Origin of the sequence: Natrialba aegyptia DSM 13077 (assembly GCF_000337535.1) — an archaeon.
Taxonomy (GTDB): Archaea; Halobacteriota; Halobacteria; order Halobacteriales; family Natrialbaceae; genus Natrialba; species Natrialba aegyptia.
This window is the reverse complement of sequence record NZ_AOIP01000017.1, coordinates 17,676-34,804: the sequence shown is the minus strand read 5'-3', so window position 1 is coordinate 34,804 and position 17,129 is coordinate 17,676. Positions and strand designations below refer to the sequence as shown.

Genomic DNA, 17,129 nt, shown 5'->3' with positions numbered 1-17,129 from the left:
TCACGCGGGCCGTCGTCCCTAGAGATCGACCGAATCGACGCCCCGAAACGCGAACGCCGTCCGAGCCTCATCTGCAGCGATTCCGACATCCCAGCCGTGCGCATCGGCGATCTGTTCGACGAGTTCACGTGCGCCGTCGGTGTCGGGGCGGGCGGGATAGTCGGGGTGGTCGGGGTCGGTTGCGCTTGCTGTCGTTGTCGTTGTCGATGTCGATCGGTGCGCGGTCCCATCGCTGTCGGCGGCTGTCGCGCCCTCTTTGCCCGGGTCCTCGGGAGCGCGATCGAACCGCGGATCGTCGGCTGCCGGCCCGTCGCGTGCCACGTAGAAGCCGTCCTCGGTCGCCCCGACGGTGATCGTCACCGACGGTGGGACGGTACCCGTCCCGTTTTCGCTATCGTTCCCGGTGACGAGCCGCAGGACCGACTCGAACAGGTCGTGCAACCGCACTCTGTCGGCTTCGAGCATCAGGGTCGATTCGACCACGAGTTCGGCGTCGCCGGTGTCGACGGTGAGCCAGGCGCGCCGTGCGACGTCGTGGATCGCGACCGGTTCGGTCTCGGCGAGGATCTCGTCGGTAGTGGCGAGTTCGTACAGCGATTCGACGTGGTCGGTCAGTTGCAGGTGTGCGTCGTCGATCACCTCGAAGTGGTCGCCGTCGCCGGTTTTCTCGACGAGTTCGAGGTAGCCGCGGGCGACGTTAAGCGGCGTCTGGACCTCGTCTTCGAGCAGGGTTGCGATGGCGTCGAGGCGTCGGGTAGCGGCCGTGAGCGCCCGCTGCGTGCGGGTCCGGTCGGTGATGTCGGTGAAGTAGAGAATGCCGGTCGGGTGGTCGGTGGGTGCGCTATCGGGCGCGGATTCGGTTCCCGATCCGGGTTCGATCTCGTCGTCTCCACCGTCCCGTCGGTCCCGCGCCGCCCGTTCGAGCGGCACGACCGTCACGCTGAACTCGCGGATGCCGTCGGTCGTTTCGCGGCGACACTCGAGTTCGCGTCGGCCGCCCGCGCGGAGCGCCTCGGTGAGTTCGGTTTCGCGGTCGCGAACTCCCGAGGGAACGGTGTAGTCGCTGACCGGCTGGCCGAGAACGGTGGCTCGCTCCTCGCCGAACGTCGTCTCGAAGGCGGTGTTGACGTCCGTAATGGTCGCTTCGGGAGCCTGATTCGGCTCGGAATCCGGCGTATCTGGGATTGACTCCGGACGTGCGTCTCGAGCAGCGTCTGCGTTTGAGCGGGGGCCATCGATCTCGTACCGCAGCATCGGCAGCGGCGCGCTCGAAAACGCCGCTCGGAAGCGATCGCGCTCGGCTGCAAGGTGTTCGGCGGCCTGCCCGATCACCGCTTGCTCGTCGGCGAGTCGGTTTCGCTCGCTCGTGCGGGCGTCGAGTTCGTTCCGTAACCGATCCCGTTCGGCGGTGAGGCGCGTCTCGGCACGGTTCCGTTCGAGAACGGCGCTCGCGACCGCACAGAGCGACTCGAGGAGCGCCACGTCGGCGTCGTCGAACGCCTCCGGGGTGTCGGCGGCAATCTGCAAGACGCCGAGATCGGCGATGGGGACGCTACACAGCGATCGTGCGTCCGACCACGGCGACTCGAGTTCAGTTCGCCCTTCGAGGTCCGGGAGCCGGAGCGACTCGCCCGCGCGGAACGCCTCCCCGAGCGGGCCGCCGGTCGACACCGGTTCGATCGCCGTTGCATCGACGCCCGCTGCCGTCGTCTGCGGCACGAGTTCGCCGAAGTTGACGGTCGCGATCCAGCACCGGTCGGTGTCTATCGCCTCGACGGTGGCCTCGACGAGGTGCTCGAGCAACCGGTCCCGGTCGCGGCGTGCGATCAGGTCGGCGGCGGCCGCGAGAACTGAACTCGTCCCGGCGGATCGATCGGCGGACTCGGCTGTCGCGGCCGCCTCGTCGCCGTAGCACAGCCAGGTGAGTTCGTCGGCGAGATGCGCGATAGCGTTGTCAGTGTCACGGCGGACGTAGCCGTCGATGCCGTCGGTCGAACGGGCGGCGGTCGCGCCGTAGGCGGACTCGCTGAAGAGCACGAGGGGAGTCGACCCGCAGGCGTCGGCGACCTCGAGGAGGTGCGCGCCGGCGGGGGTCGTCGGCGTTTCGGCGAAGACGACGCAATCGACGTTCGGAGCCCAGTTTCGAACGCGCTCGACGGATGTCGTCGGCCGGACGGCCCGCTTTGGCCCTGCAGGAACCCGTTCGAGCGCCGTCGCTCCGCTCCGGGCCGCCTCGTCGGTTGCGGCCACGTAGAGGATCGTCTGCGGTCGGTGTCGTGATGTCTCGTTCCCCATCGTCGTGGTGCCCTCTGACTGATCGTCTATTCGTACTGTCCGTATCACCACGATAAAGATTCTGCTGAGTGTCTCCCTTTCCTAACAATACAACTATCTGTTATTATCGGATACACGTGCCGTCGACTATTCGAGAACACGCTCTCTCCGGATGATTTATCTCACTGTGACTTATTTGTACTCGACATAACTAATAACTGAACAGTCTCAACTTCTTACGAACCGGCCGACGGCAAGGCGATTCTCGGACAATGAACGTTGCGGAACTGTTTTACGCCCTGCATGGCCAACACGTGTATAATGAGTGCACTTGAGGAGGAGTATCGTCTCGAGTATTTCGAGACGGAGGGATTCGTCCGCAAGGAATGTCCCTCCTGTGGTGCGCACTTCTGGACGCGCGACCACGACCGGGAAACCTGCGGGGAACCGCCCTGCGAGGAGTACGACTTCATCGACAATCCCGGTTTCGACGAGGCTTACAACCTCACGGAGATGCGCGAGGCGTTCCTCTCGTTCTTCGAATCCCACGACCACGAACGGATCGACCCGTATCCGGTCGCGGCGAACCGCTGGCGAGACGACGTCCTGCTGACCCAGGCGTCGATCTACGACTTCCAACCGCTCGTCACCAGCGGCGAGACGCCGCCGCCGGCGAACCCGCTCACCGTCTCCCAGCCCTGCATCCGGATGCAGGATATCGACAACGTCGGGAAGACCGGCCGCCACACCATGGCCTTCGAAATGATGGCCCACCACGCGTTCAACGCTCGCGAGGATCTGGACGACCCCGACCAGTACGCCTACCAGGGCGAGGTCTACTGGAAGGACCACACCGTCGAACTCTGCGACGAGTTCTTCGACTCGATGGGCGTCGACTTAGAAGAGGTCATCTACATCGAGGATCCGTGGGTCGGCGGCGGCAACGCCGGCCCCGCGATCGAGGTCATCTACCGCGGCGTCGAACTCGCCACGCTGGTCTTCATGTGCATGGAGCAAGACCCCGACGGCGAGTTCGAGATGAAAGACGGGAACCGCTACTCCTACATGGACACCTACATCGTCGACACCGGCTACGGTCTGGAACGGTGGACCTGGGTGTCCCAGGGAACCCCGACGGTCTACGAGGCGGTCTACCCCGACATGATCGAGTTCCTAAAGGACAACGCGGGGATCGACCACTCCGACGACGAGGAGGCGCTCATCCACCGCGCCGCCAAACTCGCGGGCCACATGGACATCGACGAGGCCGAGGACATGGAAACCGCCCGCGGCGACATCGCGGCCGAACTCGACGTCGACGCCGGCGAACTCGAGGACCTGATGGAGCCCCTTGAGGACATCTACGCCATCGCCGACCACTCCCGCACCCTCGCGTACATGCTCGGTGACGGCATCGTCCCCTCGAACGTCGGCACCGGCTACCTCGCCCGGATGGTTCTCCGGCGCACCAAGCGCCTCTGTGACACCGTCGGCGTCGACGCACCGCTCGATGAACTCGTCGACATGCAGGCCGAGCGCCTGGAGTACGAGAACCGCGACACCATCCGCGATATCGTCCGCACCGAGGTCGAGAAGTACCGCGAGACCTTAGAACGCGGCGGCCGCCGCGTCGAGAGCCTCGCCGAGGAGTACGCCAAGAAGGGCGAGCCGATCCCCACCGAGGAACTGATCGAACTCTACGATTCCCACGGCATCCAGCCGGACATGGTCGAGGAAATCGCCGAAGAATCCGGTGCCGAGGTCGCCGTCCCCGACGACTTCTACAGTCTCGTCGCCAAGCGCCACGATACCCCAGAGACGGTCGAAGAGGCGGCCGACGAGGAAGATGAGCGCTTCGCGGACCTTCCCGAGACGGAACGACTCTACTACGACGACCAGCAGCGAACCCAGTTCGAGGCCGTCGTGCTCGACGTCTTCGAACGCGAGGACGGCTACGACGTCGTCCTCGATCAGACGATGTTCTACCCCGAAGGCGGCGGTCAACCCGCCGACAAGGGGACGCTCTCGACCGACGACGCGACCGTCGACGTCCGCGACGTGCAGATCGAAGACGGCGTCATCCTCCACCGCACCGACGAGCGACTCGGCAAGGGCGAGTTCGTCAACGGCCAACTCGACGCCGGCCGTCGCCGCCAACTCATGCGCCACCACACGGCCACGCACATCATCATCCACTCCGCGCGCGAGGTCCTCGGCGAGCACGTCCGCCAGGCCGGCGCACAGAAGGGCATCGACTCCTCGCGGATCGACCTACGCCACTACGACCGCATCTCCCGCGACGACGTCAAGGAAATCGAACGCGTCGCGAACGAACTCGTGATGGACAACACGTCGGTCTCCCAGGAGTGGCCTGACCGCCACGACGCCGAGTCCGAACACGGCTTCGACCTCTACCAGGGCGGCATCCCGCCGGGCGAACAGATCCGGCTCATCCACGTCGCCGACGACGTGCAGGCCTGCGGCGGCACGCACGTTGACCGAACCGGCGACATCGGCGCGATCAAGATCCTGACCACCGAGCGCGTGCAAGACGGCGTCGAGCGGATCACCTTCGCGGCCGGCGAAGCCGCACTCGAGGCGACCCAGGCCAACGAGGACGCCCTCTACGAGGCCGCCGAAACGCTCGACGTCTCCCCGGAGGACGTTCCCGAGACCGCAGCACGGTTCTTCCGGGAGTGGAAGGATCGCGGCAAGCAGATCGACGACCTCACGGAACAGCTCGCGGCCGCCCGCGCCGGCGGCGGTGGCGGCGGCGACGAGTTCGATATCGGCGATCGGACGGCCGTCGTCGACCGACTCGATACCGACGTGGACGAACTGCGCGCGACCGCGAACGCCATCGCCGAGGAGGGCAGTATCGCCGTTCTCGGCAGCGGCGAGAGCGGTGCCCAGTTCGTCGTCGCGGTGCCGGACGACGTCGCCGTCAACGCCGGCGAGGTCGTCGGCGAACTCGCCGCGAAGGTCGGCGGCGGCGGCGGCGGTCCGCCGGACTTCGCACAGGGCGGCGGACCGAACGTCGAGGATCTCGATGCGGCACTCGAGGATGCGCCGGACGTGTTGCGGCAGGTCCTGGACGCGTAACGAGCTCACTCGGATCTTCTCTGTTCGTCGATTGACTTCGCTCGAACGACTGCGACCTGCTAGTGACGATCCTCGCAGTCGATCGACTGCATCAATCTCACTCCTCACTCGACCCGATCGGTCCCCGGAAGCGTTCGAACGAGTTCACCCTCGAGGTCGTACGTTTGGCCGAGACCGAGGGTACCTGCCACCTTGAGCGTCGCCTCGACGGTGACGCGGAGGTCGAACCCGCGTCGGGCCGCGGTCTGGCGAGGAAATCGTCGCTTTCACCCTCGCTCGTCTCCTTGCCGTAGCCATGCCGATCGCATCGAACGGGAGCGTCTCGCTGTACTACGACCGCGAGGGCAATACCGCGGGCGACGCCGCCCCCGTCGTCTTCGTCTCCGAGGCCGGCCTCGGCGGCTGGCTCTGGGGCTGGCAACACGCCGCGCTCACCGGCCCCTTCGAAACCGTCGTCTGGGACCTCCGGGGAACCGGCCGCTCGGACGCCCCGCCGGCTCCGTACGCCATGTCCGAACTCGTCGCCGATCTCGAGGCGGTCCTCGCGGAGTGCGATATCCACAATGCCCACCTCGTCGGCTGCGGACTCGGCGGCGCGATCGCGCTCGCGGCGGCCCGAACCACGAATCGCGTCGCGACGCTGTCGCTGTTCGGCACCGCCGCCCGCGGCGACGAGTTCGGTCTCGATGCCCTGTTCGCGCCGCCGACCGATCGCGAGGCGATTCGCGACTCGCTCGAGGCGGCCCTCTCGGACGAGTTCAGCGCCGCCCAACCCGACGCGGTCGAGGGGATCGTCGACTGGCGGGCCGACGGCGACGCCGACCGGGCGGGTTGGGAGGCACAGCGTGCGGCCCTCGACGAGTTCGACGCGACTGAGTGGCTCGTCGAGGTGACGCAGCCGACGCGGATATTCCATGGGAGCGAGGACGACCTCGTCGCGTCCGCGGCCGGACGCGAACTCGCCCGGGGATTGCCGCGGGGCGAGTTCACCGAACTCGAGGGAGCGGGCCACCTCGCGTTCGTCGAGCGCTCGCGAGACGCCAACGATCTGCTGCTCGGATTTCTGGAATCGCAGGTGAACTCGCCGGCGGGCGAATCGTAAGCGCCCGGCGACGCCTCGTCCGATGCGTGCTTGCGAATGACCCCTCTCGTATTACGGCTGCGAGCGTCGTTCGTGCTCCCGTGACCCTTTCGCTCTCGCGACGGGCCGAACGCTTTCCCGACCGAACGGCCGTCGTCGACATCTCGGAAGAACGGCTGTACGCGCCCGCCGAGACGATCAGCGAGGAGCGGCTCACCTACGGCGATCTCTCGACGCTCGCCGACTGGGCGGGTGCCCGGCTCTCGGGGCTCGATATCGACCCCGGCGATACCGTCTGTCTGGTCTCGCGCAACCGCGTGCTCTCGCTCGCGCTCCTCTTCGCCTGCCGCCGACTCGGCGCGACGCTCGCCCCGATCTCGCACCTACTGACGCCGGTGACCGTGGAACGCCCCTTCGACGCGATCGATCCCGAACTCGTCGTCGCCGAGCCGGCTCAGCGCGATCTGGTCCGCTCGATCCCGTTCGATCGGTCGGTGACGCTGGAAGAATTGGCGACCGTTTCCCCCGAGGCGGACTGGCGGGACGAATCCGACGCGTCGAACCCGCTGTTGTGCTTGCACGGTGACGGCGGCCAGCCGGTTGCCGGGTTCTCCGCGCGGACGCTCGAGTGGAACTGCATCACGGCGCTCGTGACGTGGGGGATCACGCAGGACGACGTAGCACCGCTCGTCGCGCCGCTGTCGACGCCGGACGGGCTCATTCGAGTCGCGCTTCCCCTCCTCTATGCCGGCGGTCGACTGCTGCTCGATCGAGCGTTCGATCCCGGCGACGCGCTGACGGCGATCGCGGCCGAGAACGCGACGCTTCTGGCGGGACGCACGCCGGCACTCCGGGATCTCGCGGCCGAACCGGCGTTCGACGACGCGATCGGATCGATCGAGCGGGTGATCGCGGATTCGACGGTCGAAGACGACGTTCTCGAGCCCTACCGCGAGGTCTCCGGTACTGCTCCCGGAACTGATTCTGACGCTGAGAACGGGAACGGGAACGGGAACAAAAGTGAGCGCAGGAACACGAACACGAGTAGGATCGCCGTTTCGCGGGCCTACGGCCGCCTCGAATGTCCGACCGTTCTCGCGCAGTCGGTCGAGCGCAACCGGGAGACGCCAGACGGCGAGCGAGCGGACGCCCAGTCCGTCCCAGGCGCGGTCGGCCGACCGGTGCTCGACTGCCGCGTGCGACTGGTAGACGCCGGCGACGCCGAACTCGAGGGAGCGGGAACCGGCCGGTTGCAGGTGACGGGACCGATCGTCGCCGACGAACGCGCGCCGCCCGTCGGTAGCGAAAGTAAGGCGGATACGAGAGCGGAGACGGAACGGGAGCACGAGGCAGTAGAATCCGACGCGACCGATGCGGACTCATCAGCCGCCGGTCGGTTCGTCGACGGTTGGTTCGACACCGGCCAACCGTTCGCCCGCGACGAGGACGGACGCTACGTCCGACGCTGAACGCGGGGAGTGCGTCCTCACGATCGGAGCCGCTTTTCGTATCGCGCACCCGCGCGCTCGGTCGCGAGGAGGAGTTGGTGTGCGACGACGAGGACGACGACGGTGAGCGCGATCAGCACCCCCTCGAAGACGGTCGAGAGGAGGCCGAGCGAAACGATCAGCGTCGTCGCGCACGCGGGCGGATGACGGGTATCGGTTGCGAGCATCCCGCCCGCCGTGAGCATCGTCGCGAGGACGGCGCTCCCCGCGAGGCGAAGCCCCTCGATCGACCCCGGCGGCGGTGAACTCGTCATCGAGACGCCGGTCGCGAGCAGGTGATACGCCAGTAATCCGGCGGCGACGCCGATTGCGTGCCCGCCGATCACCCGCCGCGGCGAGGTGGCGTCACTGTCCTGAAAGAGCGCGAGGACGAACGCCGACGGACCGAGACTCGGAAACAGCATCGGCAGCCCGGACAGCCACGCGATCGTGGCGGTCGTCAGGATAAGCAGGCCGGTGTGTAGCGTCGTCCCCGTCCTGTCGTCCATACGTCTCGATTGGGCTGTGCCCTGGAAAACCCGCCGATTTTCGGCGATCCGCCGTCTCTCAGTTCGTCACTTGTCTGCTAAACATCTGTTCGTTCGTCACTCGTCAGTCCTCCTCAGTCTCTCCACCCGGAACGATCGTCACCGGAACCGTCGAGCGTCGAGCGACCCCCTCCGCGATACTCCCGAGCAACATCCGGGAAACGCCCGATCGCCCCTCGCTTCCCATGACGATCTGATCGACGCCCTCCTCGCGAGCGAACTCGAGGATCGCTGCTGCCGACGTACCCTCGACGACGGCCGTTTCGACGCTCCGGTCGTATTCCGCGGCCATCGATCGGACAGTCGCAAAGAACTCGGGCTCGAACTCGTCGCTCTCGTTGCCCTCGTTGACGGCGGCAGTGGCGGCTGACGGCTCGCCGCCATAACCGGCCTCGAGTTCATCGACGGCGTGCAAAACCGTGAGTTCGTCGTCGGGGAATACCGAGAGCGCGTGCTCGAGGGCTGCACGAGCCGGTTCGGAGTCATCCATCGGAACGAGCAGGTGGCGAGTCATGGCCGACGTTATGCGACCGACAGTGAAAACTCCGTGCTCGGCCGTCGATTCTGCCCACCTTTGGTGGTCTCGTCCGGGGTCGATCCACTGACAGAAATCCGACTAGTGGCTAGTTTCATAAGGGTGTAAAACATCCTTTACTGTAAAGGGAACTTTCCACCGTTCCCGCCGAGACCACCCATGACCGCACTCCCAATTTCCGAGTTCAGTTCCCGGACGTACCGTAGAGCGTCGAACGCGAGTTACGTCGTCGGCATCGCCGCGCTCCTCCTCGGGGTCGCCGTCGGCGAGGCGCTGATCGGCACTGTCGTCTACGTCGCCGCGTTTGCCGTCGGCGTCACGATCCCGCGAGCGTCACCGCAGCCGGTCTATGACGAACGCGACGAGGCGCTGGCCGCTCGCACGAGCGACCTCGTCCTGACGGCGATCGGATTCGGCGGCTTCGCCGTCTTCGTCTCGCTGTGGACGCTCGAACTCCTCGGGCGGTTCACCTGGAGTTCGGAACTCCTCTCCGTCTTCTGGGCGTGGTGTGCGTTCTGGCTGCTCTGGGGCGGTACGTACACGTACGTCCGGTTCCGAGCGTAACAGTATGCAAAACGACCTTCGGACCCGCCGCGAACGGGCCGACCTGAGCCAGGGTGACCTCGCCGCGGCCGTCGACGTCACCCGACAGACGATCAACGCGATCGAACGCGAGCGATACGACCCCTCGCTCGAACTCGCGTTCGAACTCGCCGCGTACTTCGACTGCCCGATCGAGGACATTTTCGAACCGGGTGAACTCGCGGCGGAAAACGGGACGAGTCCTGACGACTGATCGATGCTCGATGCTCACTTCTCGCTTCTCGCTTCTCGTTTCTCGCTTCTCGATGATCGATCTCCGATACTCACTGCTCATTAAGCGAAACTGTGTTTCAAACCCCGTCACAGCCGCAGTCTCGAACCGCGTTATACCGGATCGTCGACCTCGAGTGCGGCTTCGAGCGCAGCCTGCTCCTCTCGTAGCGCCTCGAGTTCAGCGTCGAGTGCGCCGCTTGCGAGTTGCTCGCGCTCGTCGGGCGTGAGCCGGACGACCGCCTGAGCGGCCGTCTGGAGGCGGTCGTACTCGTCCTCGAACGTGCACTCGCGGACCGCTCGGAGTCGATCGACCGTCTCCTCGTCGGCGACGCGGGCGACGAACGGGCGATACTCCCGGACTCGGCGTCGGAGCGCGCCGGCGGGACCGGGCGGCCACTCGACGGTCAGCGGCTCGGCGTCGATTCCGTCGAGATAGGTCTGCTGGGTCGCAACCCGACGTTTGAGCACGTCCGCGCTCTCGACGTAGTGCTCGAGTTTCGACCGCGAGTAGTCGGCGAACTTGAGCAGTTCCGGGATCGTGTCCTCGCCGTCGGCGCTCTCTTCGACGTACTCGCGCAGGTCTGCGGGCGGCTGTCTGAACTCGACGAAGGGGTACCACTGGCTTCGTTCGAGGAGGGTGAAGACATCGCGAGCCGACGTCTCGTGTAGATACGCCGAGAACGCCTCGCGGACCGCCTCGTTGTAGCGCTCGATCGGGTCTCGCAACCGCTCGACCGGGGCATCGAGATCGGCGGTCCCGAGTTCGACGAGTCGTTCGCGCTCGCCGATCTCGTCGTCGAGTTCGCGGCGGCGCTTGGCGGCGACGGTTCGGGCGTCGTCGAGAGCCTCGCGGGCGGCTTCGCGTTCGTCGAGCAGGTCGGCGTACTGGGCGGCGGGTTCGAGGGCGTCGTGTGCGCGTTCGAAGTCGCTTTCGCTGAGACGGCGTTTGTCGATCGCGTCGAGTGCGTCGTCGAACGCCGCGCGCGCTTTCAGGTCGTCGGGGAGGCTTTCGACCAGCGTCGAGAACTGGCCCTCGAGTTCGACGTAGGCTTGGAAGTTCTCGCGGCCGGTGCCGGTGGCTCGGTCGACGTACTCGGTCAGGAGTTCGTCCGCGTTGCGGTAGGCTTCGGCGGCCTCGGCGACGGCGTCGCTGCCGTGGTCCTCGATGCGCCGATTTGCCTGCTCGAGCCGTTCTCTGGCCGCTTCGAGCGCTTCGAGGGGTGTAGGTGTCTCGTCGCCGACGTCGGCGGCGGGGTGGACGCGTTCGCTCATTCGCCCGTGTTAGCCCTCGGTTTCGGTCGTTTCCTCGCCGTCTGCGTCCGCGTCGTAGACAGCATCCGGATCGAACACCCGCTCGCCGACGACATCGCCCTCGATGGTCCGGTAGAAACACGAGCGGTAGCCGGTGTGGCACGCGCCGCCGTCCTGCTCGACCAGATAGAGGAGGGTATCGGCGTCGCAGTCGACGCGTACCTCCCGGACGGTCTGGACGTGACCGCTCGTTGCCCCTTTCTCCCAGAGTTCGTCTCGGCTGCGCGAGTAGTAGTGTGCGCGGCCGGTTTCCCGTGTTCGATCGAGCGCTTCCTGGGAGACGTACGCGAGCATGAGTACGTCGCCCGTTTCGGCGTCCTGTGCGACGGCGGGAACGAGTCCGTCGTCGTCGAACTCGACCGCGACGTCGGCATTGTCGTTCATAAGTGATGGGTTGGCCGTTGGGCCGATAGGTCTTTTGCCGCTACCGATCGCACATCGCGCACGCGGGCACTGGATACCCGAACCTGTTCGGTACCGACTGGCTGTGGATACTGCGGACGCGACCGGCTACTCGAACTCGAGACCGGCGGGCGGAAACTGACAGCCACAGGGGGTCGAAACGGCCTTGGAGGGGCTGTGAACTGTTACGCGAGTGATCGACCCGCCGCACACCGGACAGGTAGACAGTGAGAGGACGTTCGGCCGCTCAGCGTCATCGGGTGGATCGCGATCACACATCGGGCTCACCTCGACCCGCCTCAGTTGTTGGCCGTATTTCTCTTATTCTTGTCAGATTCAAACCCGGCGGATGCCACTGATTCTCCCGCGTATTCGTCAATCTGTCGGGACGTTTATATCCCGGTAGAATGAACCAGGTCATGGCTTCGAAGTGGTGCAAACTTGGAAGCCACGTCTCGGGTGGGCCTAGCACCCGGGACATTTCCGCTTGCGCGGTTGTCCCCACTCTGGAGTGTGGCTTCCGGTCTAATTGTTGATCTATAGCGGCTTATACCTACTGTTACCCGCTCGGAACGTCGCTCGGCGCGGACTGCGCCCGATGTGCGGTCCGCGTTCGCGCCCCACCAGCGCCTGCAGCGCTACGAGACACCTTAACATTACGGACGTTCTCACGCGGATAGACAGTCACGAGTCATTATCCGTCTGCCCGTGATTGACGCCTACCAGAGACATGGCATCTTCAACGGTCACGCGCCGCGGCGTCATCGGGCTTCTCGCAGTCGGACTGGCGGGCTGTATGGGCAGTAACGACTCCAAAGATACCGGGAACGGCAATCAAGATGACGGAAACAGCACTGACGGCAACGGCGAACAGGACGGCCTCGACCGGGACATCCCGGACCGCGACATCGACGCGAATTGGGACGAGGCCGCCGCCTTCCGAACGTGGCTGACCGACGCAGACCCGTTCAACGGCGGTAACCGACGCTTCGACTACACCGAGTCGTTCCCCGAAGACACCGATTTCTCCTCCGTCTTCCCGGAGTACTTCGGCGTCTCCGCCGACACCGTCGATGCACACCTGATCCAGTCGCTCACGCAGGTCTTCTTCGGCTCGTTCGACAAGCAGGCCATCGTCGACGGCGTCGAGGGCGACGACGAGTACGAGTTCGTCGAGGAGTACGCGGACTTCGCCGTCATCGACGGCGCGATTCCGAACTCGTCTGGACGGCGCGACATCGCGGTGAGCAACGAGACCATCGTCGTCGGGCCGGATTACGAGGAGCGGATCGACGCCCACAACGGCGACCACGACCGCCTCGAAGACGTCGACCAGGAGTTCACCCACCTCTTCAGACAACTTCCGCACGAGACGACCGTTACCGGCGAATACAACGCTCCAGCGGGCGATGCGGTCACGCTCGACGAAATATACATCTGGGGCGTCTCCAGCGAGACGCCGATGGCGGATACCATGACCTGGGTCTTCATCCTCGAGCCGGGCACCGACCTGACCGACGAAGTCGTGGCCGAACTCGAAGGAATTACGAGCGACGTTCACGAGAGTAGCGTCGAGGGGCGGACGGTGACGATCACGGGGTCGGCACCGGAGCCGCCGGAGACGCCGGAGCAGTCGCCGTCGGCGGAACAGGACCAGGAATCCCAGTCGGAATAACGTTCAACGGTCGCCGGAGCAGCGATTCGAATCTGAACGCCGGCTATCGAGTGCAATGCGGCTTAGATCTGGCCGTTCAGCCTCAGGCTCAGTTCTGGCCGTTCAGCGTAATGTAGTCGACGCCGATGATCCGCTCGTCCTCGTTGAGTTCGTCCTTCGCCGCGTCGGGAACCTGGCTGTCGACGTTGTACACCGTCAGCGCCTCGCTGCCGTGGGCTTCGCGGGCGTTGAACATGCCGGCGATGTTGACGCCGTGTTTGCCCATGACGGAGCCGATCAGGCCGATGACGCCCGGCTCGTCCGTGTTACGCGTGACGACCATCTTCCCGTGCGGGATGGCGTCGACCCGGTAGCCGTCGACGCGGACGATCCGCGGGTCGTCGCCGGCGAAGAGCGTTCCGTCGACGGAGATCTCGTCCTCGTCGTTACCGACCGTCACGGAGATCAGGCTCTGGAAGTCCGCGGCCTGGTGGGTCTTCGATTCGGTCACGTCGACGCCGCGATCCTCGGCGATCTGGGGCGCGTTAACCGCGTTGACCTGCCACTCGAGCGGCTCGAAGACGCCCTTCAGTGCCGACGCCGTGACGAACTCGATGTCCTCGTCGGTGATCTCGCCCTCGTAGGTGACCTCGACGGTTTCGATGCGGCCGTCGAGCAACTGGGCGGCGACCTTGCCGGCGGTCTCGGCGATTTCGATGTACGGTTCGACGCGGGGGAACGCGCTCTCGTCGATCGAGGGGGCGTTGAGCGCGTTTGCGACCGGCTCCTCAGAGAGGGCTGCGTTGACCTGTTCGGCCGTCGAGGTCGCGACGTTCTCCTGGGCGGCCTCGGTCGACGCACCCAGGTGGGGCGTGACGATAACGTCCTCGTGTTCGAGCAGCGGCGACTCGGCGGGCAGCGGTTCCTCCGCGAACACGTCGAGCGCTGCTCCGGCGAGCGTGCTGTCTTCGACCTTCGCGGCGAGTGCATCCTCCTGGATGATGCCGCCGCGGCCGACGTTGATGACGTAGCCGTCTTCGAGGAGGTCGAGTTCAGCCTCGCCGATCATGCCTTCGGTTTCGGGGGTCAGCGGCGTGTGGATGGTGAGGAAGTCGGCGCGTGCGAGGCAGTCGTCGAACTCGACGAGTTCGGCGCCGAGGCGGTCGGCGCGTTCCTCGGAGATGTAGGGATCGAAGGCGACGATGTCCATGCCGAGCGAGTCGAGTTTTTTGGCGACTTCCTGACCGACGCGGCCGAGGCCGACGACGCCGAGGGTTTTGCCGTCGAGTTCGGCTCCGAGGTACTCGCTTTTTGCCCACTCGCCGTCCGTGAGGCGGATGTGGGCCTGGGGGATCGAGCGGGCGGCGGCGAAGGTCATGGCGACGGTGTGCTCTGCGGCGGCGCGAACGTTGCCTTCCGGTGCGTTGGCGACGATGACGCCGTGGTCGGTTGCGGCGTCGATGTCGATGTTGTCGACGCCGATCCCGGCGCGGCCGACGATAACCAGGTCGTCGGCGGCTTCGAGTACTTCTTCGGTGACCTCCGTCCCGGATCGAACGATGAGTCCGTTGGCGTCCGAGACCGCTTCGAGAAGGGCCTCGCCCTCGAGTTCGTAGCCCGTTTCGACCTCGTGGCCGGCGTCTCTGAGTACGTCAAGACCCGCGTCCGCGATGGGGTCCGTGACGAGCACGTTCATGCGCGAGACAATCGGGCGGAGCAGGTAAACCCTTCCGTTGTCGACACGGGTGGCAAAAACTACCGCGTCGGTCGGTCGAGAGAGCTACTAACGCCGTCGGACGCGGACGGTCGGACACCGGTTGTCTCCTCGGGTGAAAGCGACGGAATCGAGGCGAGCAACGTCTTCGTGTACGGGTGTGTCGGCTGATCGAACACCCGGTCGACGGGGCCGATCTCCACCAATTCGCCGCGGGACATTACCGCGACGCGATCCACGACGTGTTCGACGACGGCGAGGTCGTGGGAGATCAGTAGGTACGTCAGTCCGAACTCGGCTTGCAGTTCCGAGAGGAGGTTGAGGATGCGGGCCTGAACGGACACGTCGAGTGCGGAAACCGGTTCGTCAAGGACGATCAGCGTCGGATCGGGAGCGATCGCACGTGCGATCGCAACGCGTTGGACCTGTCCGCCGGAGAGTTCGTGCGGATAGCTCCTTGCGCGATGCTCCGAGAGCCCGACCCGATCGAGAACGGTCCGGACGCGCTCTCTGCGACGGCCCGTCGACCATCCCCGACTGCGCAGCGGTTCGGCGACGAGTTGCTCGACGGTCAGTCGCGGGTTGAGACTCGACCGCGGATTCTGAAACACGACGCCGACATCGGCGAGCGTCTCGGCCGAGCGGCTCTCGACGCCCCCTACCGGGTCCCCGCCGAACCGAATCTCGCCGGCTGTCGGCGTCTCCAGCCCGGTGACGAGTTCGGCGAGCGTCGTTTTCCCGCAGCCGGTTTCGCCGACGAGGCCGAGCGTCTCTCCCGCGCGTATCTCGAGGTCGACATCGGCGACTGCACGGCGAGTGGCGGTGGCTCCGAACAGGCGATCGATGAGCCCGTTCGCCGTCGCGTACCGCTTCGTAACGCCCTCGAGTTCGACAAGCGGCTGCCGATCGCCGTCGGCGGTCGATTCCGGTCGCGTTTTCTCTCTCGTCGACGAGCGCGCCGTCGATTCTGAACTCGGCGTTTCGGCGGCGGGCGTTTCGGCGGCGGTCGTCGGTTCTCGAGTCGGGTCGGATTCGTCCTCGCCGGCGGTGACGGTGATCCCGGGTCGGTTGTAGGGGGCCGCTGGTCGGCTATCATCGACATCGTAACAAGTCGCAGTGCCGCGGCCGTCTCCGAGATCGATCGTCGGTACGTCGCCGTGTCGGCAGTCGTCGGTCGCACGTTCACACCGCGGCGCGAACGGACACCCTGAACGGTCGTCGGTCGGGTCGGGGACTGCTCCCTCGATCGTCGGCAACCGTTCGTTGCGGTCGACGCGCTGTGGGAGACAGTTGAGCAACGCCCGGGTATAGGGATGGCTCGGATCGCGGAGAACGCGTCCTGCGGGTCCGGTTTCGACTACCTGCCCGGCATACATGACGACGACTCGGTCACAGAGTTCGGCGACGACGCTGAGATCGTGCGTGATCAGGAGCAGTGCCATCCCGCGGGTGTCGTTGAGGTGTCGAAATCGATCGAGAAGTTGTGCCTGCGTGGTTGCATCGACCGCGGTCGTGGGTTCGTCGGCGATGAGCAAGTCGGGGTCCGATGCGAGTGCGAGTGCGATCGCGACGCGCTGAATCTGGCCGCCGGAGAGTTCGTGCGGATAGTCGTCGACGCGTTCTTCGGGGCTGGCGATGCCGACCTGATCCAGGAGTTCGGCCGCGTGTTCGCGGCGCTCGTGCCAGTCGGCGCGGCTGCTGAACAGGGGTGCGTGAAGGTAATCGAGCAGACGCTGTGAGTCGGGGTGGTCGTGGACCTTGGTCGATTCGGCGATCTGTTCGCCGATGTCGAGGACGGGGTTGAGCGTCTCCATCGAGTTCTGAAACACCATCGAAACGGTATCTCCGCGGAGTCGGCGGAGTTGTCGCTCACTTGCGGCAGTCACGTCGGTACCGTCGAGTTCGATGGAGCCGCGGACGGCCGCCTCCGGTGGGTCGAGTCCGATGATCGAACGAGCGGTGACGGACTTGCCACAGCCGCTTTCGCCGACGAGGCCGACGATTTCGCCGTCGGCAATGCCGAAGGAGACGCCATCGACGGCCCGAACGGGTTCGTCGGGGGACGGAAACTGGACCCGGAGGCCCTCGACGGTGAGGAGATCGGTTGTCGACTCGGCTGTACAGGCAGTGTGGTTCGAATCGTCGGTATCGAACGCGGGCGTCGAATGCGTCGACTCCGACGCGGTCTTTCTCGGTTGTTGCATG

13 protein-coding genes are annotated in these 17,129 nt (G+C 65.7%); 6 read left to right on the top strand and 7 right to left on the bottom strand.

What is annotated here, in order from left to right:
- Positions 1-18: 18 nt before the first annotated feature.
- Positions 19-2,295 carry a GAF domain-containing protein gene (locus C480_RS08515; protein ID WP_006665202.1) on the bottom strand — a complete coding sequence of 759 codons (2,277 nt, stop codon included), beginning with the start codon at positions 2,293-2,295 and terminating at the stop codon, positions 19-21.
- 300 nt (positions 2,296-2,595) lie between these two features.
- On the opposite strand from C480_RS08515, the gene alaS reads away from it, so the two are divergent.
- The 3 genes from alaS (at position 2,596) to C480_RS08495 (ending at position 7,926) form a co-directional block, all read left to right on the top strand.
- Positions 2,596-5,376: an alanine--tRNA ligase gene (gene alaS / locus C480_RS08510; RefSeq protein ID WP_006665201.1), complete on the top strand. Its 2,781-nt coding sequence runs from the start codon at positions 2,596-2,598 to the stop codon at positions 5,374-5,376.
- A gap of 295 nt (positions 5,377-5,671) precedes the next feature.
- Positions 5,672-6,478 carry an alpha/beta fold hydrolase gene (locus C480_RS08500; protein WP_006665200.1) on the top strand — a complete coding sequence of 269 codons (807 nt, stop codon included), beginning with the start codon at positions 5,672-5,674 and terminating at the stop codon, positions 6,476-6,478.
- An 80-nt stretch (positions 6,479-6,558) separates the two neighbouring features.
- Positions 6,559-7,926 carry an AMP-binding protein gene (locus tag C480_RS08495; protein ID WP_006665199.1) on the top strand — a complete coding sequence of 456 codons (1,368 nt, stop codon included), beginning with the start codon at positions 6,559-6,561 and terminating at the stop codon, positions 7,924-7,926.
- A 17-nt stretch (positions 7,927-7,943) separates the two neighbouring features.
- On the opposite strand, the gene C480_RS08490 is transcribed toward C480_RS08495, so the two are convergent.
- Positions 7,944-8,453 (bottom strand): HPP family protein, encoded by a 510-nt coding sequence (locus C480_RS08490; protein WP_006665198.1) that lies wholly within the window; start codon positions 8,451-8,453, stop codon positions 7,944-7,946.
- 103 nt (positions 8,454-8,556) lie between these two features.
- Complete coding sequence (locus C480_RS08485) at positions 8,557-9,006, bottom strand: universal stress protein (protein ID WP_006665197.1); 450 nt, start codon at positions 9,004-9,006, stop codon at positions 8,557-8,559.
- A 180-nt stretch (positions 9,007-9,186) separates the two neighbouring features.
- Here C480_RS08485 and C480_RS08480 point away from each other — a divergent pair, with 180 nt between their 5' ends.
- Complete coding sequence (locus C480_RS08480) at positions 9,187-9,591, top strand: hypothetical protein (RefSeq protein WP_006665196.1); 405 nt, start codon at positions 9,187-9,189, stop codon at positions 9,589-9,591.
- Positions 9,592-9,595: 4 nt separating this feature from the next.
- Positions 9,596-9,823 (top strand): helix-turn-helix transcriptional regulator, encoded by a 228-nt coding sequence (locus C480_RS08475; RefSeq protein WP_006665195.1) that lies wholly within the window; start codon positions 9,596-9,598, stop codon positions 9,821-9,823.
- A 131-nt stretch (positions 9,824-9,954) separates the two neighbouring features.
- Here the strand turns inward: C480_RS08475 and C480_RS08470 are convergent, their stop codons facing one another.
- Together C480_RS08470 and hisI are read right to left on the bottom strand one after the other, a co-directional pair.
- Positions 9,955-11,115 carry a DUF7118 family protein gene (locus C480_RS08470; protein WP_006665194.1) on the bottom strand — a complete coding sequence of 387 codons (1,161 nt, stop codon included), beginning with the start codon at positions 11,113-11,115 and terminating at the stop codon, positions 9,955-9,957.
- Between the two features lie 9 nt (positions 11,116-11,124).
- Positions 11,125-11,538, bottom strand: a complete 414-nt coding sequence (gene hisI, locus C480_RS08465) for a phosphoribosyl-AMP cyclohydrolase (protein WP_006665193.1) — start codon at positions 11,536-11,538, stop codon at positions 11,125-11,127.
- A gap of 748 nt (positions 11,539-12,286) precedes the next feature.
- On the opposite strand from hisI, the gene C480_RS08460 reads away from it, so the two are divergent.
- Complete coding sequence (locus C480_RS08460) at positions 12,287-13,231, top strand: hypothetical protein (protein WP_006665192.1); 945 nt, start codon at positions 12,287-12,289, stop codon at positions 13,229-13,231.
- Between the two features lie 88 nt (positions 13,232-13,319).
- On the opposite strand, the gene serA is transcribed toward C480_RS08460, so the two are convergent.
- Positions 13,320-14,906, bottom strand: coding sequence for a phosphoglycerate dehydrogenase (serA, locus tag C480_RS08455; protein WP_006665191.1), 1,587 nt, complete (start codon positions 14,904-14,906; stop codon positions 13,320-13,322).
- Between the two features lie 59 nt (positions 14,907-14,965).
- Complete coding sequence (locus C480_RS08450) at positions 14,966-17,128, bottom strand: dipeptide ABC transporter ATP-binding protein (protein ID WP_006665190.1); 2,163 nt, start codon at positions 17,126-17,128, stop codon at positions 14,966-14,968.
- Position 17,129 lies beyond the last annotated feature (1 nt).